The 23527-nt window shown below is 72.3% G+C and carries 18 protein-coding genes and 2 pseudogenes; all 20 read right to left on the reverse strand.

What is annotated here, in order from left to right:
• Window positions 1-94: 94 nt before the first annotated feature.
• Window positions 95-1580: pseudogene (locus IOE58_RS10135) on the reverse strand (glutamate synthase subunit beta).
• A complete protein-coding gene (gene gltB / locus IOE58_RS10140) occupies window positions 1573-6126 on the reverse strand; it encodes a glutamate synthase large subunit (protein ID WP_193866272.1) in 4554 nt (1517 codons plus the stop codon). Before gltB ends, IOE58_RS10135 begins: the two are co-directional and overlap by 8 nt.
• 111 nt (window positions 6127-6237) lie before the next feature.
• The gene (lgt, locus tag IOE58_RS10145; RefSeq protein WP_228019634.1) at window positions 6238-7212 is read right to left on the reverse strand and encodes a prolipoprotein diacylglyceryl transferase; all 975 of its coding nucleotides are present in this window, start codon (window positions 7210-7212) and stop codon (window positions 6238-6240) included.
• Window positions 7209-8048, reverse strand: coding sequence for a tryptophan synthase subunit alpha (gene trpA, locus IOE58_RS10150; RefSeq protein ID WP_193866273.1), 840 nt, complete (start codon window positions 8046-8048; stop codon window positions 7209-7211). Before trpA ends, lgt begins: the two co-directional genes overlap by 4 nt.
• Window positions 8045-9442, reverse strand: a complete 1398-nt coding sequence (gene trpB / locus IOE58_RS10155; RefSeq protein ID WP_259890874.1) for a tryptophan synthase subunit beta — start codon at window positions 9440-9442, stop codon at window positions 8045-8047. Before trpB ends, trpA begins: the two co-directional genes overlap by 4 nt.
• On the reverse strand, window positions 9439-10272 hold the full coding sequence (gene trpC, locus IOE58_RS10160; protein ID WP_193866274.1) for an indole-3-glycerol phosphate synthase TrpC: 834 nt from the start codon (window positions 10270-10272) through the stop codon (window positions 9439-9441). Before trpC ends, trpB begins: the two co-directional genes overlap by 4 nt.
• Window positions 10273-10310: 38 nt before the next feature.
• The gene (locus tag IOE58_RS10165; RefSeq protein ID WP_193866275.1) at window positions 10311-10775 is read right to left on the reverse strand and encodes a DUF2752 domain-containing protein; all 465 of its coding nucleotides are present in this window, start codon (window positions 10773-10775) and stop codon (window positions 10311-10313) included.
• Window positions 10772-11011, reverse strand: a complete 240-nt coding sequence (locus IOE58_RS10170) for an HGxxPAAW family protein (protein WP_193866276.1) — start codon at window positions 11009-11011, stop codon at window positions 10772-10774. Before IOE58_RS10170 ends, IOE58_RS10165 begins: the two co-directional genes overlap by 4 nt.
• A gap of 31 nt (window positions 11012-11042) precedes the next feature.
• Window positions 11043-11675, reverse strand: a complete 633-nt coding sequence (locus IOE58_RS10175; protein ID WP_228019637.1) for a Trp biosynthesis-associated membrane protein — start codon at window positions 11673-11675, stop codon at window positions 11043-11045.
• On the reverse strand, window positions 11672-13276 hold the full coding sequence (locus tag IOE58_RS10180; RefSeq protein WP_193866277.1) for an anthranilate synthase component I: 1605 nt from the start codon (window positions 13274-13276) through the stop codon (window positions 11672-11674). The genes IOE58_RS10175 and IOE58_RS10180 overlap by 4 nt, the downstream gene beginning before the upstream one ends.
• Window positions 13273-13662 (reverse strand): phosphoribosyl-AMP cyclohydrolase, encoded by a 390-nt coding sequence (hisI, locus tag IOE58_RS10185; protein WP_193866278.1) that lies wholly within the window; start codon window positions 13660-13662, stop codon window positions 13273-13275. Before hisI ends, IOE58_RS10180 begins: the two co-directional genes overlap by 4 nt.
• Complete coding sequence (metK, locus tag IOE58_RS10190; RefSeq protein ID WP_193866279.1) at window positions 13659-14864, reverse strand: methionine adenosyltransferase; 1206 nt, start codon at window positions 14862-14864, stop codon at window positions 13659-13661. The genes hisI and metK overlap by 4 nt, the downstream gene beginning before the upstream one ends.
• A gap of 5 nt (window positions 14865-14869) precedes the next feature.
• A pseudogene (gene coaBC / locus IOE58_RS10195) lies at window positions 14870-16136 on the reverse strand (bifunctional phosphopantothenoylcysteine decarboxylase/phosphopantothenate--cysteine ligase CoaBC).
• Window positions 16137-16158: 22 nt separating this feature from the next.
• Window positions 16159-16521 (reverse strand): DNA-directed RNA polymerase subunit omega, encoded by a 363-nt coding sequence (rpoZ, locus tag IOE58_RS10200; protein ID WP_193866280.1) that lies wholly within the window; start codon window positions 16519-16521, stop codon window positions 16159-16161.
• 80 nt (window positions 16522-16601) lie between these two features.
• The gene (gene gmk / locus IOE58_RS10205) at window positions 16602-17198 is read right to left on the reverse strand and encodes a guanylate kinase (RefSeq protein ID WP_193866281.1); all 597 of its coding nucleotides are present in this window, start codon (window positions 17196-17198) and stop codon (window positions 16602-16604) included.
• Window positions 17195-17521 carry an integration host factor, actinobacterial type gene (mihF, locus tag IOE58_RS10210; RefSeq protein ID WP_193866282.1) on the reverse strand — a complete coding sequence of 109 codons (327 nt, stop codon included), beginning with the start codon at window positions 17519-17521 and terminating at the stop codon, window positions 17195-17197. The genes gmk and mihF overlap by 4 nt, the downstream gene beginning before the upstream one ends.
• 108 nt (window positions 17522-17629) lie before the next feature.
• Entirely contained in the window at window positions 17630-18520 is an 891-nt protein-coding gene (pyrF, locus tag IOE58_RS10215; RefSeq protein ID WP_193866283.1) for an orotidine-5'-phosphate decarboxylase, read from the reverse strand.
• A complete protein-coding gene (gene carB / locus IOE58_RS10220) occupies window positions 18508-21861 on the reverse strand; it encodes a carbamoyl-phosphate synthase large subunit (RefSeq protein ID WP_193866284.1) in 3354 nt (1117 codons plus the stop codon). Before carB ends, pyrF begins: the two co-directional genes overlap by 13 nt.
• Complete coding sequence (gene carA, locus IOE58_RS10225) at window positions 21861-23033, reverse strand: glutamine-hydrolyzing carbamoyl-phosphate synthase small subunit (RefSeq protein WP_193866285.1); 1173 nt, start codon at window positions 23031-23033, stop codon at window positions 21861-21863. Before carA ends, carB begins: the two co-directional genes overlap by 1 nt.
• On the reverse strand, window positions 23030-23527 hold the full coding sequence (locus IOE58_RS10230; protein ID WP_193866286.1) for a PH-like domain-containing protein: 498 nt from the start codon (window positions 23525-23527) through the stop codon (window positions 23030-23032). The genes carA and IOE58_RS10230 overlap by 4 nt, the downstream gene beginning before the upstream one ends.

A 23527-nucleotide genomic window follows, 5' to 3' on the forward strand; every position in this document is an offset into this window, starting at 1 on the left:
CCCATCTGTAGAAGCGTGTACGGGTGCGCGCCCTGGGGCTCGGGAACGCCCGTAGGTGCTCCTGAGAACAGGGGGTCGCATCACCGGGATCCGTTCACAGTGTAATGGGCGAGGCCGACGGATGTACCGGGACCGGGAGCGCACTGCTGCCCATCAGGTGCGCGTCGACCGCGGCGGCGGCCGCGCGTCCCTCCGCGATGGCCCACACGATGAGGCTCTGCCCGCGGGCGCAGTCTCCCGCGGTGAACACGCCGGGCGCACTGGTCTCCCAGGTCGCGGCGTGCTCGATGGTGCCGCGGCGGTGCCGGGTCACCCCGAGCGCCTCGGTCAGCGCCTCGCCGCCGGGGCCGGTGAAGCCCATCGCGATCAGCACCAGCTGGGCCGGCAGCTCGTGCTCGGTGCCCGGGGTGGGCACCCGGCGGCCGTCCTGGATGCGGGTGCGAGCCACCCGGATCCCCCGCACCGCTCCCTCGGCATCGGCCACGAACCCGGTGGTCGAGGCCAGGAACGATCGGTCCCCGCCCTCCTCGTGGGCGCTGCTGACCTCGAACAGCAGGGGTGGGTGGGCCAGGGGTGCCCGGCATCGCGCTCGGCCGGGGGCTGCTGGCCGATCGCCAGGTGGTCACGGAACGGGCACCCTGGCGCAGCGCGGTGCCCAGGCAGTCCGCACCGGTGTCGCCACCGCCGATGATCACCACGTCCTTGCCTTCGGCGGAGATCGGGTCGGCCACCCAGTCGCCCTCCACGGCCCGATTGGCCTGGGTGAGGTACTCCATGGCCGGGTGGATGCCGGTGGCCTCACGACCCTCGACCGGGAGGTCCCGGGGGGTCTGGGCACCGATCGCGAGCACCACCGCGTCGAAGCGGGAGCGCAGCTCCTGCACGGACAGAGCGTCCGGGCCGTCTGCCCCCACCTCGACACCGGTGCGGAAGCGGGTCCCCTCGGCACGCATTTGCTGAAGCCGCCGATCCACGTGGCGCTTCTCGAGCTTGAACTCGGGGATGCCGTAGCGGAGCAGTCCGCCGATGCGGTCGTCCTTCTCCAGCACCACCACGGTGTGCCCGGCGCGGGTGAGCTGCTGCGCGGCGGCCAGGCCCGCGGGCCCGGAGCCCACCACGGCGACGGCGCGGCCCGTCTGGCGGGTGGGCTCCACGGGCTGCACCCATCCCTCCTCGAAGGCCCGGTCGATGATGGAGACCTCGATGTTCTTGATCGTCACCGGGGGTTGGTTGATGCCGAGCACGCAGCTGGACTCGCAGGGGGCGGGGCAGGCTCGCCCGGTGAACTCGGGGAAGTTGTTGGTGGCGTGGAGGCGCTCGGCGGCCTCGCGCCAGTCGTCCCGGTACACCAGCTCGTTCCACTCCGGGATCAGGTTGCCCAGCGGGCAGCCCTGGTGGCAGAAGGGGATGCCGCAGTCCATGCAGCGGCCCGCCTGCCGGGAGACCCGGCTCAGGCCCTCGGGCCCCTCCTTCTCCCGGATCTCGTAGACCTCGCGCCAGTCCATCAGCCGCACCGGCACGGGCCGGCGCGGGGGCAGTTCGCGGTCGCGGTGCTTGAGGAAGCCGCGCGGATCAGCCATGGGAGCCCTCCAGGATCGTGTTCCACACCTCGTGGGAGTCGGGGTCGATGCCGTCCTCGACCGCACGGTCGCGCAGGGCGGTCACCCGGAGGAACTCGCGCGGTGCGATCTGCGTGATCCGCGCGAGGGTCTCCTCCGGGGCCTCCAGCAGGGCCGCGGCCAGCACGGATCCGGTGCGGCGGGCGTGCTCGCGCAGGGCCTCCAGCACGAAGCCGCGGTGCTCCTCGCGCAGCGGCGTGATCTCGAAGGTCGCGGCGTCGGACGGGTTCAGGCGGGCGGGGTCGAGGTCCAGGACGAACAGGGTGCCGCCGCTCATCCCGGCACCGAGGTTGCGCCCGGTGGTGCCCAGCACCAGCACCGCACCACCGGTCATGTACTCGCAGCCGTGGTCGCCGATGCCCTCCACCACCAGGGTGGCCCCGGAGTTGCGCACCCCGAACCTCTCCCCCGCCTCACCGGCCAGGAACATCCGCCCGCTGGTGGCGCCGTAGGCGCAGGTGTTGCCCGCGATGGTCATGGGCCCCGGCGAGGCATCCGGGCCGAGTCCCACGGCGATCACGCCTCCGGAGAGCCCCTTGCCGACGTAGTCGTTGGCGTCCCCGCGCAGCTCGATGCTCACGCCCGCCGGCAGGAACGCCCCGAAGGACTGGCCTCCGGTTCCCTCCAGCTCGAGCCGGATGGTGTCGTCGGGCAGACCGGCACCCCGGTACCGCCGGGTCACCTCATGGCCCAGCAGGGTGCCGACGGTGCGCTGCGTGTTGCGGACGGTGTCGCGGATGACGACGGGCTCCCCCCGGTCCAGGGCCGGAGCGGCCTGCTGGATCCAGGGACGGTCGGCAGCGGTCTCCAGTCCGTGCTGCTGGGCGCGGCGTCGGCGCACGTGGTCGCCCTCGTGGATCCGCGGGGCCGCCAGCACGGGCGAGAGGTCGAGGCCCTGCTGCTTGTAGTGGCGCAGGGCGTCGTCCACGTCCAGCAGGTCGATGCGTCCCACGGCCTCGTCGATCGAGCGCAGTCCCAGGTACGCCAGGTGCTCGCGCACCTGCTCGGCGATGAACTCGAAGAAGGTGATCACGAACTCCGGGGTGCCGGTGTACCGCTCCCGCAGCTCCGGGTTCTGCGTGGCCACGCCCACGGGACAGGTGTCCAGGTGGCACACCCGCATCATGATGCAGCCCGAGACCACCAGCGGGGCGGTGGCGAAGCCGAACTCCTCCGCACCCAGCAGCGCTGCCACGACCACGTCGCGGCCCGTCTTCATCTGTCCGTCCACCTGCACGGTGATGCGGTCGCGCAGGCCGTTCAGCAGCAGGGTCTGCTGCGCCTCGGCCAGGCCCAGCTCCCAGGGGGTGCCGGCGTGCTTGAGGGAGTTCAGCGGGCTGGCGCCGGTGCCTCCGTCGTGCCCGGAGATCAGCACCACGTCGGCGTGGGCCTTGGAGACCCCGGTGGCGACGGTCCCCACCCCGAAGCGGGAGACCAGCTTGACGTGGATGCGGGCAGCGGGGTTCGCGCACTTGGCGTCGTGGATCAGCTGGGCGAGGTCCTCGATCGAGTAGATGTCGTGGTGCGGCGGCGGGGAGATGAGGCCGATGCCGGGCGTGGAGTGCCGGGTACGGGCGATCCACGGGTACACCTTGGGGCCGGGCAGCTGGCCGCCCTCACCGGGCTTGGCGCCCTGGGCCATCTTGATCTGGATGTCGCGCGCGAAGGTGAGGTACTCGCTGGTCACGCCGAAGCGCCCGGAGGCGATCTGCTTGATGGCGCTGGAGCGCTCGGGGTCGTGGAGGCGCTCGGGATCCTCCCCGCCCTCCCCGGAGTTGGACATGCCGCCCAAGCGGTTCATCGCCACCGCCAGGGTCTCGTGGGCCTCCTGGGAGATGGACCCGTAGCTCATGGCCCCGGTCATGAAGCGCCGAACGATCGAGTGGACGGGCTCCACCTCGTCCAGGGGCACCGCCGAGACGGCGTCGGTGCGCAGGCGAAGCAGCCCGCGCAGCGTCATCAGGTGCTCGGAGCGGTCGTCCACCAGGTCGGTGTAGCGGCGGAACTCCTCGTACTGCCGGGTGCGCGTGGAGTGCTGGAGGCGGAAGACCGTCTCCGGCGTGAAAAGGTGCGGCTCCCCCTCCCGCCGCCACTGGTACTCCCCTCCCACCTCGAGGCGGCGGTGCGGGGGGCGGGTGCCCTCCTCGGGGTGCGCACGGCGGTGCCGGGCGGCGTTCTCCTCGGCGATGACGTCCAGGCCGATGCCGTCGATGCGGCTGGTGGTGCCAGGGAAGTACTCCTCGATTAGCTGGGCGGACAGCCCCACGGCCTCGAACAGCTGCGCCCCGCGGTAGGAGGCCACCGTGGAGATGCCCATCTTGGACATGATCTTCAGCACACCCTTGCCGAGGGCCGTGATCAGGTTGGCGACGGCCTCGGGTCCGCTGACCCCGCCGACGACGTCGCGCCGCACCAGGTCCTCGGCGCTCTCCATCGCCAGGTACGGGTTCACAGCGCTGGCCCCGTACCCGATCAGCAGGGCGGCATGGTGCACCTCGCGCACGTCACCCGCCTCGACCAGCAGCGCGGCACGGGTGCGTCGCCCGGTGCGGATCAGGTGGTGCTGGACGGCGCTGGTGAGCAGCAGGCTGGGGATGGGTGCGAGGCGGGCGTTGGAGTCGCGGTCGGACAGCACCAGGAAGGTGGCGCCCTCGTCGATCGCGTCCGTTGCCTCCTGGCAGATCTCGGCCAGTCGCCGCTCCAGTCCCTGCGCTCCCTCGTCCACCGGGTACAGGCCCTTGAGCCGCACCGCGTGCAGGTCCGCGGTGCGGGGCGAGGCCGAGACGGCGAGGATGCGGGCCAGCTGGTCGTTGTCGATGATCGGGAAGTCCAGGGCGAGCTGCCGGGCGTGGGCCGGGGTGGCGTCCAGCAGGTTGCGGGACTCCCCGATGCTCACCCGCAGGCTGGTGACGATCTCCTCCCGGATCGAGTCCAGCGGAGGGTTGGTGACCTGGGCGAACTGCTGCGTGAAGTAGTCGAACAGCAGGCGAGGGCGATCCGAGAGCACCGCGATCGGGGTGTCGGTGCCCATGGCGCCGATCGGCTCCACACCCTTGGCGGCCATCGGCGCGATCAGGATCCGCAGCTCCTCCTCGGTGTAGCCGAAGGTCTGCTGCCTGCGGGTGACGGAGGCCGGGGAGTGCGCGACGTGCTCCCGCTGGGGCAGCTGGTCCACGTGGACCTTCTGCTCGGACAGCCAGCGTCCCCACGGCTGCTGGCCCACGACGGAGTCGCGCACCTCCTGGGCCGGGACGATGCGTCGCTGCACCAGGTCCAGGCAGAACATGTCACCGGGCGCCACACGGCCGCGGGCGGCCACCTGCTCGGGCTCCATCGGGATCATCCCCGCCTCGGAGCCCAGCACCACCAGGCCGTCCTCGCCGAGCCACCAGCGCAGCGGTCGCAGCCCGTTGCGGTCCAGGGTGGCGCAGGCCAGGGTGCCGTCGGTGGCCAGCAGCGCGGCGGGGCCGTCCCACGGCTCCTGGAGGCAGGCGTGGTACTCGTAGAAGGCGCGCAGGTCCGCGTCCATGGCCGGGTCGTTCTCCCACGGTTGCGGGACCAGCATCATGAGGGCGTGAGGCAGGGAGCGGCCGGACAGCTGGAGCAGCTCGAGGGCCTCGTCGAGGCTGGCGGAGTCGGAGGCCCCGGGCGTGTTCACCGGGAGCAGGCGCTCGAAGTCCTCGCCGAAGGCGTCGGTGGCCATGCGTCCCTCCGCGGCCCGCAGGCGGTTGCGGTTGCCCACCACGGTGTTGATCTCGCCGTTGTGGGCGAGCATCCGGAACGGCTGGGCCAGCGGCCAGGACGGGAAGGTGTTGGTGGAGAAGCGGGAGTGGACGATCGCCAGCTCGCTCTCGAACCGGTCGTCGCCCAGGTCCGGGTAGAACGCCTCCAGCTGGGCGGTGGTGAGCATCCCCTTGTAGACCATGGTGCGGGTGGACAGCGAGGGGAAGTAGGCGTCGGTCCCGTGCTCCACGCGGCGGCGCACCGCGAAGGCGGCCCGCTCGAGCGCCAGTCCGCTGCGGCGGGCCTCCGCATCCACCAGGACCAGCTGCTCGATGTGAGGGCGGGTGCGCTCCGCCGAGGGCCCCACCAGCCCGGTGACGACGGGGACCTCACGGCGGGCCAGCACCGTGAGCCCCTCGGATGCTGCGATCTGCTCCACGGACCGCAGCTGGGCCTCGCGCTCGCCCTGATCGCGGGAGAGGTACAGGCAGCCGGCCGCGTAGGCCCCGGCAGCGGGCAGCTCGACGTCCAGCACCGCCCGCAGGAAGCGGTCGGGCATCAGGGTGAGGATGCCGGCCCCGTCACCCGTGGTCTCCTCGGCACCGACCGCCCCGCGGTGGTCGAGGTTCTCCAGTGCGGTCAGCGCCAGGGCGACGATGTCGTGCCCGGCGGTGCCGCGCAGGGTGGCGACCAGGGCGGCGCCGCAGGCGTCCTTCTCGTCCTGGGGACGGTACAGCCCCTGTGCCGGAGGGACCGCCGAGAAGCGGGCGGACAGTGGTCGCATGCGCATCCCTCCTGGGGTGTGGGGAACCGGGAGAGGATATGCGCGCGGGCCATCGAGGCGCGCACAGGCTTCCGGGATGCGGACACCCGTGTCACAGGAAGGTCACGGCGATCATCGCCGCCGGGGCGTCGGCTCCGGCTGCTCGCCGCCCTCGCCGGCCTGCTCGGTGCTCGTTCCCGGAGCCGGTCCCGATGCGGTGCCCCCGCGGCGGTGGCCTGCACCGGCGACGGCGGGATCCGGCCAGTCGTAGGAGCCGTCCGCCGAGACCACTTCTCCCCCGCGCTGATGCCTGCGCCTGGTGAGGTGCACGAACACGGCGATCGCCACCACGGCCATCACGATCGCCACCAGGGTGTGGATGCGCAGGGGGCCCACCATCAGCACGGGCTCACTGCGGATCGAGTCGATCCAGGCGCGGCCCGTGGAGTAGATCGCCACGTAGGCCCAGAACACGCGACCGCCGGCGAGCTGGAAGCGATAGGACAGGAACAGCAGCACAGCCATCCCGGCCAGCAGCCACAGCTGCTCGTACAGGAAGGTGGGGTGGTAGGTGCCGGGCTCGCAGCCGCCGATGCGGGTGCCGTTGGTCAGGCAGGTGACGTCCCATCCCCAGGGCAGGTCCGTGGGCGGGCCGTACAGCTCCTGGTTGAACCAGTTGCCCAGCCTCCCGATGGCCTGGGCGGCCATCAGGGTCGGGGCGATGGTGTCCGCCAGGGCGGCGAAGGAGACGCCCTTGATGCGGGACATGACGTACACGGCCAGCGCCCCGCCCGCGACGGCGCCGTAGATCGCCAGTCCGCCCTGCCAGATGTACAGGGCGGAGACCGGGTCACCCCCGGGACCGAAGAAGGGGGCGGGGGAGGTCAGCACGTGCCAGACGCGGGCGCCGATGATCCCGGCGAACACGGCGACGAACACGATGTCGAACAGATCGTCGCCGGAGCCGCCGCGCTTCTCCCAGCGCTTGGTGGCCCACCACTGGGCCACCGCGATCCCGGCCAGGATGCACACCGCGTACAGGTGCAGCGTCAATGGTCCCAGCGAGAAGGCGGAGACCGGGGGGCTGGGGATCAGGGCGAGGGTCATGCGCGCGCACCGCCGGGGGCGCGACGCGCGCGTTCGACGCCGGAACGGAGGTCGTCGGCGACGTCCGCCAGGGCACGGAGGTCCCCGCCGCAGCCCTCGTCCTGGGCCTGCAGCAGGGTGCGCACGAAGGCGGAGCCCACGATCACGCCGTCGGCGTAGGCGCCCACCTCTGCGGCCTGGGCGCCGGTGGAGACCCCGAGGCCGACGCACACGTTCGCGGCACCGGCCGCGCGGGTGCGCTCGACCAGGCCCTCGGTGGCGGCGGAGACGGAGGCACGGGTGCCGGTGACCCCCATGGTGCTGGCCGCGTAGACGAAGCCGGTGGTGTGCGCGACCACGTGCTGGAGGCGGTCCGGCGGGGAGCTGGGCGCCACCAGGAACACCCTGTCCAGCCCGTGGGCCTCGGAGGCCTCCAGCCATTCGCCGGCCTCGTCGGGGATCAGGTCGGGGGTGATCAGGCCCGCCCCACCGGCGGCGGCGAGGTCGCGCGCGAAGGGGTCCACGCCGTAGGCCAGGACCGGGTTCCAGTAGCTCATCACCAGGATGGCCGCTCCGCGGCCGGAGAGCTGCTCCACCGCCGTGATCACGTCGCGGTTGCGGATGCCGCCGGCGAGGGCGGAGGTGGCGGCGCGCTGGATCACGGGCCCGTCCATGACCGGGTCGGAGTAGGGCAGGCCCAGTTCGATCATGTCGGCACCGTGGTCGATCAGGGTGCGGGCGGCGTCGATCGAGCCGGCCAGGTCGGCGTACCCCACCGGGAGGTAGCCGATCAGGGCGGCGCGGTCCTCGGCGCGGGTGCGGTCCAGGACCTGTGCTGCTCGCAGTCGCTCGCTCATGCGTCCTCCTCGGTGCCCGCGGTCGCGGCGTCCATCGTGGTGCGCGCCAGCTCCAGCAGCGGCGCGAGGTCGGCCCGGCCGTGGCGGGGGGCCCCGTCGGTGCCGGTGGCGTCGGCGCCTGCCGGCTCCGTGCCGTCGTCGCTGCCATCGGCGGGATCGCCGTCGAGCAGCCCGAACCACTCCGAGGCGGTGTGGACGTCCTTGTCGCCGCGCCCGGAGACGTTCACCAGGATCACGGCCCCCTCCCCCAGCTCCTTGCCGAGGCGGAGGGCCCCGGCCAGGGCATGGGCGGACTCGATCGCGGGCATGATCCCCTCTGTCATCGACAGCAGCGCGAAGGCGTCCATGGCCTCGGCGTCGCTGATGGGCACGTACTCGGCGCGGCCGATCTCGGCCAGCCACGCATGCTCGGGGCCGATGCCCGGGTAGTCGAGGCCGGCGGAGATCGAGTGCGACTCGATGGTCTGGCCGTCCTCGTCCTGCAGCACGAACGAGCGGGCGCCGTGGAGCACGCCGGGGGTGCCGCGGTTCACGGTGGCGGCGTGCCGGGGCGTGTCCGCACCGTCGCCGGCGGCCTCGCAGCCGATCAGCCGCACGGTGCCGCCCTCCTCGGTGTCGTCGAGGAAGGCGTGGAAGATGCCCATCGCGTTGGAGCCGCCGCCCACGCAGGCCACCACCGCGTCGGGGAGCCGACCGGTGCGGTCGAGCACCTGGGCGCGCGCCTCCTCGCCGATGATGCGCTGCAGGTCCCGCACCAGGGTGGGGAACGGGTGGGGGCCCGCCACGGTGCCGAAGATGTAGTTGGAGGACTCCACGTTGGTGACCCAGTCGCGGAAGGCCTCGTTGATGGCGTCCTTGAGGGTGCGCGACCCGTGGGTGACGGGGACCACCTCGGCACCGAGCAGGCGCATGCGGGCCACGTTGAGCGCCTGACGGCGGGTGTCCTCCTCCCCCATGTAGATCGTGCACTCAAGTCCGAACAGGGCGGCGGCGGTGGCGGTGGCCACGCCGTGCTGGCCGGCGCCGGTCTCCGCGATCACTCGCTTCTTGCCCATGCGCACGGTGAGCAGTGCCTGGCCCAGGACGTTGTTGATCTTGTGGGAGCCGGTGTGGTTGAGGTCCTCACGCTTGAGCAGGATGCGCGCGCCCCCGGCGAGCTTCGAGAAGCGGGGGGCCTCGCTGAGCAGGGACGGCCGGCCTGTGTACTCCTCGGCCAGACGCTGCAGCTCGGCGATGAACTCCGGGTCCACGACCGCCTTCTCGTACACCTCGGACAGCTCGTCCAGAGCAGGAACCAGGGCCTCGGGCAGGAACCGCCCTCCGAAGCTGCCGAAGTAGGGGCCGGTCTGGGAGCGCAGGTCACCGCTGGGGCGGGACAGGTCGGGCACGGTCACTGGGTGCCTCCTTCGGGGGCGGGGCGGCCGCGGCGCGCGACGTCGCGGAAGGTCTGGACAGTGGAGAGGGTCTCGCCCGAGGTCACCAGGGCCTCGCCCACCAGCACGGCATCGGCTCCGGCGCGGGCGTAGGCCTCGACGTCCGCCACGTCGGCGACGGCGGACTCGCCGATCGCCAGGATCTGCGGGGGAATCTGCCCGAGCAGGGCGGCGGCGCGGGCGAGGTCCACGTCGAGGGTCTTCAGATCGCGTGCGTTGACCCCGACGATGGCGGGATCGATCGCGAGCGCACGTTCCAGCTCGGCGGCGGTGTGCGTCTCGACCAGGGCCTGCATCCCCAGCTCGGCGGTCAGGGCGTTCAGGTCACGCAGCTGGGCGTCGTCCAGGGCAGCGACGATCAGCAGGATCAGGTCCGCCCCGTGGGCTCGGGCCTCGAGGATCTGGTACGGGTCGACCACGAAGTCCTTGCGCAGCAGTGGCACGTCCACCCGGGCGCGCACGGCGTCGAGATCCGCGAGGGAGCCTCGGAAGCGGCGCTGCTCGGTGAGCACACTGATCGCCCCGGCACCGCCGGCCTCGTAGATCGCGGCGAGCTCCGCCGGGGCGGGAATGCTGGCGAGCGCGCCCTTCGACGGGCTGGCCCTCTTCACCTCGGCGATCAGACCCAGGGTGGAGCCGTCGCCTCGCAGCGACGCAGCGGCATCCAGCGCCGGCCCCCTCTCGCGCACGAGGCTCTCGAGCTCGGCGCTGCCGACGGTGCGGCGGCGCTGCTCAAGGTCCTCGCGGACTCCCACGATGATGTCGTCGAGAACGGTTCCGGTACGGGTCACGGAGAGGCTCCTCAGGGATCGGGGCGGGCCGGGCGGGCTCAGGCGCCGACGAACGAGACGGGGGCCAGGAACCAGACCGCCGGCAGGCTGCGCGCCACCGCGAAGAGGACTTCCAGCGCCACGCAGGTGACGAGCATCCACGTGGAGGGCCCCGGTGTGGACAGCCCCCGCATCCGTCGCAGCGCCCATCGGACCAGCACGAGGGCGAGCAGGGGCAGAGCCCCGATGATCAGCGCGTTGTTGCGCAGGGCGAGGGCCAGGTCCCCGTCCAGCAGGGCGTGCACGGAGCGGATCGCACCGCAGCCGGGGCAGTGCAGGCCGGTGAGGTGGTACACCACGCACAGGGGGATGTCGGTGCGGAAAGGGTCGAAGACCATCTGCACGATCAGTGCGGTGCCGATACCGCCCAGGACGAGAGCCGCGGGCAGCACGGCACGGCGCGGTCCGCGGGCGGCACCGACGGGCCCCCTCCGGGGGCGGTCGGTCCGCACCGCGGTGGTCACCGGTCCTCGGTCTTAGTGGACTTCTGGCCCAGCCCGACGAAGGACAGGCCGACTCCCACGACGATGGCCAGGAGGATCACCACGATACCGGCGATCCAGAGCGTGGGCTGGCTCCGCACCATCCCGAAGGCCACCAGGACGGCGCCCAGGACCACCCCCATGTTGAGGGTCCAGGCGGCCACGGTCTTGCCCTCGTTGAGGGGCGGGGGCGGCGGCACGGCGTAAGTCTTCGGCATGGTCCTTCTCCGGGTCAGGGCAGGGTCGGTCTCATTCTGCCACGTCGGGGCGCGAAGGCTCGTCGTCGCCCGCGGTGGGGTCCTCGCCACGGGTGAGCGCGTCCCAAGCGGCGGCCGGATCCTCCTGCGGCAGTGCCGCAGGACCGGTCGGTGCCTTGACCGCCGCGCTGCGGTACCGGCTGCCGCTGCTCCAGCGACCTCCCACCGTCAGCACGGCAACCCCGGCCGCGGCCACCAGCACGGCCGGCACCAGCGCCAGCAGCGGCCAGCTGCCTGCGGTGGCGTGGACCTCCCCACCGAGCACCCCGGTGGCCCGGGCGACCCCGGCCCTGGATGCGGCCTCCGGGTCCAGGGAGGTGCCGAGCGCCAGCACGGCGGCCCCGGCCCCGGCGGCCAGCAGCACCGACCCGGTCACCCAGCGCAGCCAGCGCGAGGAGAGCGCGCTGGCCACGGAGGCCGCAACGCCCACCAGGGCCAGGGCGAGCACGCCGGGCGCTGCTTCCTGACCGGTCACCGACACGTCGATCACGGTGCCGGTGAGGTCCGGGGCGGTGGCGCGGATCCATTCCAGGGCCGTGGTGCCGGCCAGTGCGAGGGAGGCGGCCAGCCCGACCAGCACCACCAGGGGTCGGGTCAGACGGGTCCTGCCGGGGGCGCCGCTCATGCGGGCCGCAGGGTCTCGGCGGAGGCCACCGCGCGCAGTGCGGCGGCGGCCTTGGACTGGCTCTCGCGGTGCTCCATGGTGGGGTCGGAGTCGGCGACCACTCCCCCGCCGGACTGCACGTGGGCGGTGCCGTCCTTGAGCACGGCGGTGCGGATCGCGATCGCCATGTCCATGTCGCCCGCGAAGTCGATGTACCCGACGGTGCCGCCGTAGATGCCGCGCCGCACCGGTTCGAGCCGGTCGATGATCCGCAGCGCGGAGGGCTTGGGCGCTCCGGAGAGTGTGCCCGCCGGGAAGGTGGCGCGCAGGGCGTCGTAGGCGGTGGCACCCTCGCGGATGCGACCGGTGACGGTGGAGACGATGTGCTGGATGTGGGAGTAGCGCTGGATGTGCATGAAGTTCCGCACCACCACCGAGCCCGGGTCGCAGAACTTCTGCAGGTCGTTGCGGGCCAGGTCGACCAGCATCAGATGCTCGGAGCGCTCCTTGGGGTCGGCCAGCAGCTGCTCGGCCAGGTGCTGGTCCTCGGCCGGGTCCGCACCGCGGGGGCGCGAGCCGGCGATCGGGTGCGTGGTGGCGGTGCCCCCGCGCACGGTCACCAGGGACTCCGGGCTCGCGCCGACCACATCGATCGGCTCGCCGTCGGCGTCGGTGGTGCGCAGCAGGTACATGTAGGGGCTGGGGTTCATCCGCCGCAGCACCCGGTACACGTCCAACGGGTGCGCGGCCACCGGCAACGAGAAGCGCTTCGAGGGCACCACCTGGAAGATCTCGCCGTCGATGATGTCCTGGACGGCCTCGCGCACAGCGGCCTCGTACTCGAGCTGCGCGGTGCGGGCCTTGGGCTCGATGTCGCTGACGGTCTCGTAGACCGTGGCGGCGGAGTCCAGCGGCCGGCGCAGCGCCGAGCGCATCGCCTCCAGCCGTTCGAGGGCGTCGTCGTAGGCAGCGTCCACACCGTCGGGGGTGCCGTTGAGGTTCAGCGCGTTCGCCACCAGCAGCACGGTGCTGTCGCGGGCATCGTGCACGGCGACGTCCTGGGCGAGCAGCAGGGAGAGGTCCGGCAGTCCGATCTCGTCGGGAGCGGAGCCCTCGAGCTTCTCCCAGTAGCGCACGGCGTCGTAGGCCACGAATCCCACCAGGCCCCCCGTGAAGGGCGGCAGCTGGGGATCCCGGGCGGCCCGGAAGGCGGCCGCGACCTCGCGCAGCGCCTCCACCGGGGTGGTGCCCACATCCAGGCCCACCGGGGCGTCCCCGATCCACCGGGCGGTGCCGTCCTGCTCGGTGAGCACCGCGCGGGCGCGGGAGCCGATGATCGACCACCGGGAGTCCTCGGCAGCGGCGGCCTGGCCTGCGGACTCCAGCAGGAAGGTGCCGCGGCCGTCCGTCCCGGCGGTGAGGCGGCGGTAGAGGGAGACAGGGGTGTCCTCGTCGGCCAGCAGGCGCACGGTGACCGGCACGATGCGCTGCTGGGCGGCCAGGGAGCGGAAGGTCTCGCGGTCCGGTTGGACGCGGCCCAGCAGATGGCCCTCCCGGCCACGCACCAGCTCGGGATAGGCCTGGGCGTCGGGGACGGGCGCGGACGCGGGGGTGGTGCTCATGGGGTGCGCTCCGAGAGGGGAAGGACGTGGGCGGGCAGGTCGTTGCCGTCGAAGCAGGTGTGCGTGCCGCGGTGGCAGGCCGCGCCCACCTGGTCCACCTGGACCAGCAGGGTGTCGCCGTCGCAGTCGAGGGAGACCGAGCGCACCCACTGGACGTGGCCGCTGGTGTCGCCCTTGCGCCAGTACTCCCCGCGGGAGCGGGACCAGTAGGTGGCCCGTCCGGTGGTCAGAGTGCGGTGCAGGGCCTCGTCGTCCATCCAGCCCACCATCAGCACGCGGTGGTCGGTGGCGTCCTGCACCACGGCGGTGATCAGACCGGCCCGATCCCTCGTGAGCCGCGCAGCGATCTCGGGGTCGAGGGAGCCCGCGGGCCTCGGCCCGGTCACAGTGCCTGCTCCAGCTCCCCGGCCCGATCGGTGCGCTCCCAGGTGAACTCCGGCAGCTCCCGGCCGAAGTGCCCGCCTGTCGAGGTGAGGCGGTAGATGGGGCGCAGCAGGTCCAGGGCGTCGATCAGGGCCGCCGGGCGCAGGTCGAACACCCGGCGCACGGCAGCGGCGATCTGGTGGTCCGGTCGCACACCGGTGCCGAAGGTCTGCACGTACAGGCCCATCGGCTCGGCCACCCCGATCGCGTAGGCGACCTGGACCTCGCAGCGCTTGGCGAGACCCGCGGCGACGATGTTCTTGGCCACCCAGCGCATCGCGTAGGCACCGGAGCGATCCACCTTCGAGGGGTCCTTGCCGGAGAAGGCGCCGCCGCCGTGGCGGGCCATGCCGCCGTAGGTGTCCACGATGATCTTGCGGCCCGTGAGACCGGCGTCACCCTTGGGTCCGCCGATCACGAAGCGACCCGAGGGGTTGATGTGGCAGGTGACGTCGGAGACGTCCAGGCCGAGCTCACCCAGCTCCTCGAGCACGGGAGCGATGACCACCTTGCGCAGGGCCGGGGCCAGCTGGGTGTCGAGGTCGATCTCCTCGGCGTGCTGGCTGGAGACCACCACGGCCTCCACGCTGCGGGCGATGTCGTCCTCGTCGTAGCCGATGGTGACCTGGGTCTTGCCGTCCGGGCGCAGATAGGGCAGCACGCCGTCGCGCCGAGCGCGCGAGAGGTTGCGGGTCAGCGTGTGGGCGGCGTGGATCGGAAGCGGCATCAGCTCGGGGGTGTCGTCGCACGCGTAGCCGAACATGAGGCCCTGGTCCCCGGCACCGAGCCGGGCGTACTCCTCGGAGCTGCCGCCGCGGGACTCGAAGGAGGTCTCCACGCCGGCGGAGATGTCGCCGGACTGGGAGCCGATCGACACCTCGATGCCGCAGGAGTCGGCGTCGAAGCCCTTCTCGGAGGAGTCGTAGCCGATGTCCCGGATCACGTCGCGCACGATGCGCGCGACATCGCTGTACCCGCGGGTGCGCACCTCCCCGGCGACGTGCACCAGGCCCGTGGTGACCATGGTCTCCACGGCGACCCGGGCGTCCCGGTCCTGGGACAGCATGTCGTCGAGGATGGAATCGGAGATCTGGTCGCAGATCTTGTCGGGGTGGCCCTCGGTGACCGATTCGGACGTGAAGGTGCGCAGCTCGCTGGAGGTCATGGCCTCTAGGGTACGGCCGGGAGCCGACGCACGAGCTCATCGAGCACGGCGTGGGCGACCTGCGTCTTGCTGCCCTCGGAGCGGGCGACCTGCCGGCCCTCGGAGTCGAGGATCATCACGGAGTTGTCCGCCGAGCCGAACACGCCGGTGGTGACGTCGTTGAACACCAGCAGGTCGGCGCCCTTGCGGCGGGCCTTCTGCGCGGCGAGCTCCAGGGCACTGTGACCTGCGCCTCCGGTCTCGGCGGCGAACCCGACGATCCCCGGGCGGGGCTCCTCGCCGCGCCAGGTGACCGTGCTGCGCAGGATGTCCTCGGTGCGCCGCAGGGCGATCGCTGGGGCGTCCTGCTCGGCGGGGTCCTCGCTCTTCTTGATCTTGTCGGCGGAGCGCTCCGCGGCGGTGAAGTCGGCCACGGCGGCCGCCATCACCCCGGCATCGACGTGCTCCCGCTGCTCGGCGATCAGCGAGGCGAGCTCGGCGGCGGCGAACGTGCAGCGCGAGGACCCGCCGGTCGACGCCCGGCGGGTCCTCGAGCTGCACGTTCGCCGCCGCCAGGGTGACGCGCGCACCGCGCACCAGGGCGGCGTGTGCGAGGGCCCAGCCCTGACGGCCCGAGGAGTGGTTGGCCAGGAACCGGACCGGGTCCAGCTCCTCCCTTGTGCCGCCGGCGCTGATCAGCAGGCGGCGGCCCTCCAGGTCGCGGTGCACGGCACCCAGGGCGGTGCGCGGGGCGGCGATGGCCGCGCGCGCCGCGTCCAGGATGGCGGCGGGCTCGGGCAGGCGACCGGGGCCGGAGTCCGGTCCGGTGAGGCGACCCACGGCGGGCTCCAGCACGACCAGACCGCGCTCGCGCAGCACCGCCACGTTCTCCACGGTGGCGGGGTGCTCCCACATCTCTGTGTGCATCGCCGGGGCGACCACCACCGGTGCCCGGGTCACCAGCAGGGAGGCGGTCAGCAGGTCGTCGCCGCGTCCCATGCGCAGGCGAGCGAGCAGGTCCGCGGTGGCGGGGGCGATCACCACCAGGTCGGCCTGCTGGCCGACCCGGACGTGAGCGACCTCCTCGACGCGCTCGAACACGCTGGTGAGCACCTCGTGGTGGCTGAGCGCCTCCCAGGTGGCGGTGCCCACGAACTGGAGGGAGGAGGCGGTGGGGATGACCTGGACATCGGCTCCCTCACCGACAAGACCGCGCACCAGGTGCGCGGTCTTGTAGGCGGCGATGCCGCCGCCCACGCCCACCAGGACGCGGGCACCGGCGAGGCTGTTCATGGGATCGCTGGATTCGCGAGGATCAGAAGGTGAAGTCCGAGGGCGGGACCTCGGGGGCGTCGTCACCGAGCACCAGGGGGGCGGGGCCGTCCTCCTGGGCCGCCTGCGCGGCGGCCACCTCGGCCTCGTCGACCTCACGCACGGTGAGCAGGCCCTCGTCGATCTCGCGCAGGGCGATGGAGAGCGACTTCTCCTGGTTGTGGACGTCCACCAGCGGTCCTACGAACTCCAGCAGGCCCTCGGAGAGCTGCGAGTAGTAGGCGTTGATCTGGCGGGCACGCTGAGAGGCGTACAGGACCAGGGCGTACTTGGAATCGACGGTCTCCAGCAGGCCGTCGATCGGCGGGTTCGTGATGCCTTCGGGGTGGGCGACGGTTCCAGCCACGGAAGTCCCTTCGTAGTGGTGGGTGCGACACTCCAGGATACGCGCCGGGGCGCGAGGGGGCCAGGAGCTGTGCGGAGGGGTCAGGTGAGGTCGCCCACGCCCATCAGCGCCGCCAGCTGGGCGGAGGCGCGGTCCACCGTGTCGTTGACGACGGTGACGTCGAACTCCCCCTCGGCGGCGAGCTCGATCCGGGCGGTGGCCAGACGGCGCTCCCGTTCCTCCTCGCTCTCGGTGCCGCGGCCGACGAGGCGCTGCACGAGGGTGTCCCAGTCCGGTGGGGCCAGGAACACGAATCGGGAGTCCGGCAGGGTCTCGCGGATCTGCCGGGCACCGGCGAGGTCGATCTCCAGGAGGACGGGACGGCCCTCGGCGACGGCCTGCTCGACGGGCCCGCGGGGGGTGCCGTAGCGGTGGCGGCCGTGCACCACGGCCCATTCCAGCATCTGGCCGGACTCCACCAGCTCGGTGAACTCGTCCTCGCTCAGGAACCGGTAGTGGACGCCGTCCCTCTCACCGGGCCGCGGAGGCCGGGTGGTGGCGGAGACCGAGAGCCAGATCTGGGGATAGCGGGCGCGGATGGCGGCCGAGACGGTTCCCTTGCCCACCGCGGTGGGCCCTGCCAGGACCGTCACCGGGGCCGGCACCGCGCGGGGGCCGGCCCCCGGAGCGCAGGTCACTCGGAGAAGTGCGCGACGAGCTTCTCCGCCTGGTGGGAGCCGAGGCCGCGGATCTTGCGGGATGGGGAGATGCCGATCTCCTCCATGATCTGCTGCGCCTTGACCTTGCCGACGCCCGGGAGGGCCTCCAGCAGGGCGGAGACGCGCAGGCGGCCGATGACCTCGTTGGACTCGGCCTCCTTGAGGACCTTCGAGATCTCTTCGCCGCGACGGCCGGCGCTGTCCTTCAGGCGGGCCTTGATCGCCGCTCGCTCACGACGGGCCTCAGCGGCCTTCTTGAGGGCGTCCGCCCGCTGCTCGGGGGTGAGGGGAGGGAGAGCCACGGTTCTTACCTCTTGTTCTGTTGCGTTCGCAGTCGGATCCGGCAGAGCGCCGGGCGTGGGTAGAGCGTAACCCCATCATGGTGGCGGGGCGCACACCTGACACGCTTCTTACCAGGTGGGCGCGTCGATCCTGCCCGTTTCGTACATCTTTCTGAGCGCTTCGGCGCGATCCGTCAGATCCTGGGGCAGTGGTCCGGCGGCCAGCAGGCCCCGCGACAGGCACACCAGCACTCGCGCGGCGGCCGGTCCGAACACCTCCGGCAGCTGCGTAGGTCCCGCCCCCTGCGCTCCGAACCCGGGAGCGAGCAGGGGCACCGTGGGGGCGGCGCGGTCGAGTCCGAGACGGCGGTAGGAGTCTTTGACGGTGGCCCCCACCACCAGGCCCACGCTCCCCCATGCGTCCTCGGACCCGCGCCCGGCCGCCTCGGCGTATCGTGCCACCTCCCGGGCGAGCGGGGATCCCTCGGCCGTGCGTGCGTGCTGCACCGCCTCGGCTCCGGGGTTCGAGGTGAGGGCGAGGACGAACAGACCCTTCCCGTGCTCGCGCGCCAGTTCGACCGCAGGTTCCAGGGAGCCGGCCCCCAGGTACGGGCTCACGGTGATCGCATCGGCCTCCGCCACGGCCCCGGGCTGCAGGTGCGCCTGGGCGTAGGCCGCCATGGTGGAGCCGATGTCGCCCCGCTTGACGTCCAGCACGGTGAGCACACCGCGCTCGCGGGCCCGGGCGAGCAGCTCCTCGAGCACCGCCACGCCTGCGGATCCGTGCCGTTCGAAGAACGCGGACTGCGGCTTGACGGCGCAGACCCGCCCGGCCACCGCGTCCAGGGTCCGCAGGGAGAACTCCCGCAGTCCCGCGGCATCGTCGGTGAGCCCCCAGTCCCGCAGCAGCGCGGCGTGCGGGTCGATGCCGGCGACGATCGGTCCGCTCTCCGCGACCGCGCGCTGCAGCCGCCGCCCGAAGGTCGGGCCGGAGGAGGCCGGGGCGCTCACTGCGCGCATCCGGCTCGGGTGGCCTCGAGGCGCTCGGTGTGCTGCTGCAGGCTGGTCACGGTGAAGGGCTCCGCGGGCAGCGCCTCGATCGCCTGCACCGCGGCCTGGAACTCCTGCACCGTGGTGATGATCGGGATGTCCATGCTGGTGGCAGCGGCCCGGATGGCGTAGCCGTCGGCACGGGCATCCGTGCCCGACGGCGTGTTGGCCACCAGTGTGACCTCCCCGGACTCGATCAGATCGATCACGCTGGGCTCCGTCCCGGGCTGGGATGCCTTGCGCAGGATGCGGCAGGGGATCCCCGAGCGCCGCAGGGTACGGCCCGTGCCCTCGGTGGTGAGCACCTCGAATCCGAGCGCCGCCAGTCGCGCGACGGCCAGCACCACCCCGCGCTTGTCGCGATCGGCAACGGAGACGAACACCGCACCCGAGGAGGGCAGCCCCTGTCCGGCGATCGCCAGCTGGGACTTCGCAAAGGCCAGCGGGAAGGTGCTGTCCAGTCCCATCACCTCACCGGTGGAGCGCATCTCGGGCCCCAGCAGCGAGTCCACGGCCTGGCCATCAGCGGTGCGGAACCTCTTGAAGGGCAGCACCGCCTCCTTGACCGCGATCGGTGCGTCCAGCGGCAGGTCCGTGCCGTCGCCCTGCGCGGGCAGCACTCCCTGCTCCCGCAGCTGGGCGATCGAACGGCCGATCTTGACCAGCGCGGCGGCCTGGGCCAGCGCCACTCCGGTGGCCTTGGCGACGAAGGGCACGGTGCGGGAAGCGCGCGGATTCGCCTCCAGCACGTACAGGACGTCCTGCGACAGTGCGTACTGGACGTTCAGCAGGCCGCGCACGCCCACCCCCTCCGCGATCGCGCGGGTTGAGGTGCGAATGCGCTCGATGACCTCCTCACCCAGCGAGACCGGCGGCAGGGTGCAGGCCGAGTCGCCCGAGTGGATGCCGGCCTCCTCGATGTGCTCCATGATCCCGCCGACGTAGAGGTCCTCCCCGTCGAACAGGGCGTCCACGTCGATCTCAACCGCGGTGTCCAGGAAGCGATCGATGAGGATGGGCGCCTGGGCGCGGCCGCCGTCGGGGAGGTTCCGGGCCACGTAGTCGACCAGCCCCTCCTCGTCGTACACGATCTCCATGCCGCGCCCGCCCAGCACGTAGCTGGGCCGCACCAGCACCGGGTAGCCCACGGAGGCCGCCACCTCGCGGGCGTCCTCCAGCGCCCAGGCCGTCCCGTAGGGCGGGGCCGGCAGACCGGCGCGCGCGAGCACCGCACCGAACTCGCCGCGGTCCTCGGCGGCGTCGATCGCGGCAGGATCGGTGCCCAGGATCGGCAGACCGGCGTCCTGCAGGCGCCGCGCCAGGGACAGCGGGGTCTGCCCGCCCAGCTGCACGATCACCCCGGCCACGGGTCCCGCGGCCTTCTCGGCCTCGTACACCTCGAGCACGTCCTCGAAGGTGAGGGGCTCGAAGTAGAGGCGATCGGCGATGTCGTAGTCGGTGGAGACGGTCTCGGGGTTGCAGTTGACCATGACGGTCTCGTACCCCAGGCCGTCCTCCGTCTCCGCGCGGCTCAGGGCGAGGGCGGCATGCACGCAGGAGTAGTCGAACTCGATGCCCTGCCCGATCCGGTTGGGTCCCGAGCCCAGGATCAGCACGGCGGAGCGCTCGCGCGGCTCCACCTCGGTCTCCTGGTCGTAGGTGGAGTAGTGGTACGGGGTGCGGGAGGCGAACTCGGCAGCGCAGGTGTCGACCGTCTTGTAGACGGGGTTGATGCCCAGGGCCTCGCGCACTCCCTTGATCACCTCGCCGTCGACGTGGCGCAGCTGTCCGATCTGGTCGTCAGCCAGGCCGTGGCGCTTGGCCAGCATGATCAGGGGCGCGTCCAGCACCTCGGCCTCGCGGATGCGGGTGGCGATCTCGGCGACCTGCAGCATCTGGTCCAGGAACCAGCGGTCGATGGCGGTGGCCTCGTACAGGCGCTCGATGGTCTCGGCGGGGTCCACGATGCCCTCGGCCGCCGAGCGCAGCACCCGCGCGATGGTCACCAGTCGCGTGTCGGTGGGGGTGCGCACCTGCTCGATCAGGGCGGCGACCTCGGAGGCGGTGGGCGCCTCCCCGCGGAAGTCCGGCAGGGACGCCGTGACGTCCAGGGAGCGCTGGGCCTTGCCGAGCGCCTCGGTGAAGCTGCGGCCCAGGGCCATGGCCTCCCCCACGCTCTTCATGGTGGTGGTCAGGGTGGGGTCCGCGGCCGGGAACTTCTCGAAGGCGAAGCGGGGGACCTTGACCACGACGTAGTCGAGGGTGGGTTCGAAGCTGGCCGGGGTGGTGCCGGTGATGTCGTTGCGGATCTCGTCCAGGCTGTAGCCGATGGCCAGGCGGGCGGCGATCTTCGCGATCGGGAACCCGGTGGCCTTCGAGGCCAGGGCCGAGGAGCGCGAGACGCGCGGGTTCATCTCGATGACCACGGTGCGCCCGGTCTCGGGGTGCACGGCGAACTGCACGTTGCAGCCGCCGGTGTCCACGCCGACCTCGCGGATGATGCCGATGCCCAGGTCGCGCAGCTGCTGCAGCTCGACATCGGTGAGCGTGAGCGCCGGCGCGACGGTGACCGAGTCGCCGGTGTGCACGCCGACGGGGTCCACGTTCTCGATGGAGCACACCACCACACAGTTGTCGCGGTGGTCGCGCATCAGCTCCAGCTCGAACTCCTTCCACCCCAGGATGGACTCCTCCAGCAGCACCTCGGTGGTGGGCGAGTAGTGGAGACCGGCGCCGGCGATGTGGCGCAGGTCGTCCTCGTCGTAGGCCATCCCGGATCCCAGGCCGCCCATGGTGAAGCTGGGGCGCACCACCATCGGGTAGCCCAGCTCCTCCGCCGCTGCCAGGCACTCGTCCATGGAGTGGCAGATCACCGAGCGGGCGGATTCGCCGCCCACGCGCTCCACGACCTCCTTGAAGCGGCTGCGGTCCTCGGCCCGCTGGATCGCCTCGAGGCTGGCACCGATCATCTCGACGCCGAACTCCTCCAGAACGCCCTGCTCGGCGAGGGCCACGGCGGCGTTCAGCGCCGTCTGCCCGCCCAGGGTGGGCAGGATCGCGTCGGGGCGCTCCTCGGCGATGATCGAGCGGATCACCTCCGGATCGATCGGCTCGATGTAGGTGGCATCGGCGATGTCCGGGTCCGTCATGATGGTGGCCGGGTTGGAGTTGACCAGGATGACCCGCAGGCCCTCCTCGCGCAGCACCCGGCAGGCCTGGGTGCCGGAGTAGTCGAACTCGGCGGCCTGCCCGATCACGATGGGACCGGAGCCGATCACCAGGACGGAGGAGAGATCGGTACGACGGGGCATCAGGACTCCTTGTTCCCTGCGGCGGAGCCGGCGCGGTGCTCGCGCACCAGCTGGGCAAGACGATCGAAGAGGTAGGCGGCGTCGTGGGGGCCGGCCGCGGCCTCAGGGTGGTACTGGACGGAGTAGGCGGGGATGTCGAGGCATCGGATGCCCTCGACCACGTCGTCGTTGAGGCCGACGTGGGAGACCACGACCCGTCCGTAGCGGCCCCCGCCGTGCGGGGCCGTGTGCTCGCCCTCCAGCGGCACGTCCACGGCGAAGCCGTGGTTGTGGGCGGTGATCTCGACCTTCCCGGTGGCGCGGTCCAGCACGGGCTGGTTGATGCCGCGGTGGCCGTACTTCAGCTTGTAGGTGCCGAAGCCGAGCGCGCGGCCCAGCAGCTGGTTGCCCAGGCAGATCCCGAAGTACGGCAGCCCCGCGTCGAGGGCGCCCCGCAGCAGTTCCACCTGGTGGTCCGCGGCGGCCGGGTCCCCGGGCCCGTTGGAGCAGAACAGGGCGTCCGGCTCGGTGGCCAGCAGTTCCTCGAGGGTGGTGGTGGCCGGCAGCAGGTGCACTCGCAAGCCTCGCTCGAGCATGCTGCGGGGGGTGGCGCCCTTGATCCCGAGATCCAGGGCGGCCACGGTGCCGATCACCTCGCCCTCGGGCTCCAGCACCACGGGCTGGGCGATGGTCACCTCCGCCAGGAAGTCCGCGCCGGCCATGGCGGGCGCCGAGCGCACCTCCGCCAGCAGCTCCTCGGTGCTGCGGGTGAGCGCGTCGCCGGAGAACACGCCGCCCCGCATGGAGCCCTGCTCGCGCAGGATGCGGGTGATCATGCGGGTGTCGATACCAGCGATGCCCACCACGTCCTCGGCGGCCAGGAAGTCCTCCAGCGACTGCTCGCTGCGCCAGTTGGAGACCGTCCGGCTGGCCTCGCGCACCGCGTAGCCGCGCACCCACACGCGGCGGGACTCCATGTCGGCGGTGTTGACGCCGGTGTTGCCGATGTGGGGAGCGGTCTGCACCACGATCTGGCCGGCGTAGGAGGGATCGGTGAGGGTCTCCTGGTACCCGGTCATGCCGGTGGAGAACACCACTTCGCCCAGGCGAGCGCCGCGGGCGCCGTAGGCGGTGCCGTGCACCACCGTGCCGTCCTCCAGGATCAGTACGGCGGAGTCGGTGCGGGAGGTCATGACGGGTCCTTCCTCAGGAGCAGATCGTGGTCGGCGCGATGGGCCAGTCGCAGGCCCGTGTCGAGCTCGGTGGAGTCCGGGCCGTGCTGCCAGCGGATCACCAGCAGCCCGTCCCCGCCGACCACCTTCCCGGCCATGCCGGGGGCGGCGGCGACCTCGGTCACCGCATCACCGGGAATGGTGAAGGAGGGGGCGCCCTCCCTCTCGATGCGCCAGGTGCCGGCGGTGCCACGAGTGAGCCGGGCCCGCGAGCGGGTGCCCAGCCCGTGGGCGACCACGCGCTCGAAGGGACGGTCCGCGAGCACGGTACTCACATACACGGCGTCGAAGGGACCCGCGTCCACGCCGTGGTCGAGCTGCTCGACGGGCGCGTCGGGGGCAGGGGCGGGAAGGGCGGACTGCCGCACGCCACGGCCGCGCCAGCCCAGGTGCATCAGCGCCAGGATGCCGGCGAACACCGCGGCCAGGATCAGGACGGGTACGAGCTGATCCAT

The organism is Brachybacterium epidermidis (assembly GCF_015209585.1).
In the GTDB taxonomy this organism is placed as follows: Bacteria; Actinomycetota; Actinomycetes; order Actinomycetales; family Dermabacteraceae; genus Brachybacterium; species Brachybacterium epidermidis.

Excerpts from the sequence above, each read along its gene's own strand:
- IOE58_RS10180 (WP_193866277.1), bottom strand. The coding sequence starts at position 13,276 with ATGAGCACCACCCCCGCGTCCGCGCCCGTCCCCGACGCCCAGGCCTAT.
- IOE58_RS10230 (WP_193866286.1), bottom strand. The coding sequence starts at position 23,527 with ATGGATCAGCTCGTACCCGTCCTGATCCTGGCCGCGGTGTTCGCCGGC.
- trpA (WP_193866273.1), bottom strand. The coding sequence starts at position 8,048 with ATGAGCGAGCGACTGCGAGCAGCACAGGTCCTGGACCGCACCCGCGCC.
- IOE58_RS10170 (WP_193866276.1), bottom strand. The coding sequence starts at position 11,011 with ATGCCGAAGACTTACGCCGTGCCGCCGCCCCCGCCCCTCAACGAGGGC.
- pyrF (WP_193866283.1), bottom strand. The coding sequence starts at position 18,520 with ATGCGCGCAGTGAGCGCCCCGGCCTCCTCCGGCCCGACCTTCGGGCGG.
- IOE58_RS10175 (WP_228019637.1), bottom strand. The coding sequence starts at position 11,675 with ATGAGCGGCGCCCCCGGCAGGACCCGTCTGACCCGACCCCTGGTGGTG.
- carA (WP_193866285.1), bottom strand. The coding sequence starts at position 23,033 with ATGACCTCCCGCACCGACTCCGCCGTACTGATCCTGGAGGACGGCACG.
- carB (WP_193866284.1), bottom strand. The coding sequence starts at position 21,861 with ATGCCCCGTCGTACCGATCTCTCCTCCGTCCTGGTGATCGGCTCCGGT.
- gltB (WP_193866272.1), bottom strand. The coding sequence starts at position 6,126 with ATGCGACCACTGTCCGCCCGCTTCTCGGCGGTCCCTCCGGCACAGGGG.
- metK (WP_193866279.1), bottom strand. The coding sequence starts at position 14,864 with ATGACCTCCAGCGAGCTGCGCACCTTCACGTCCGAATCGGTCACCGAG.
- lgt (WP_228019634.1), bottom strand. The coding sequence starts at position 7,212 with ATGACCCTCGCCCTGATCCCCAGCCCCCCGGTCTCCGCCTTCTCGCTG.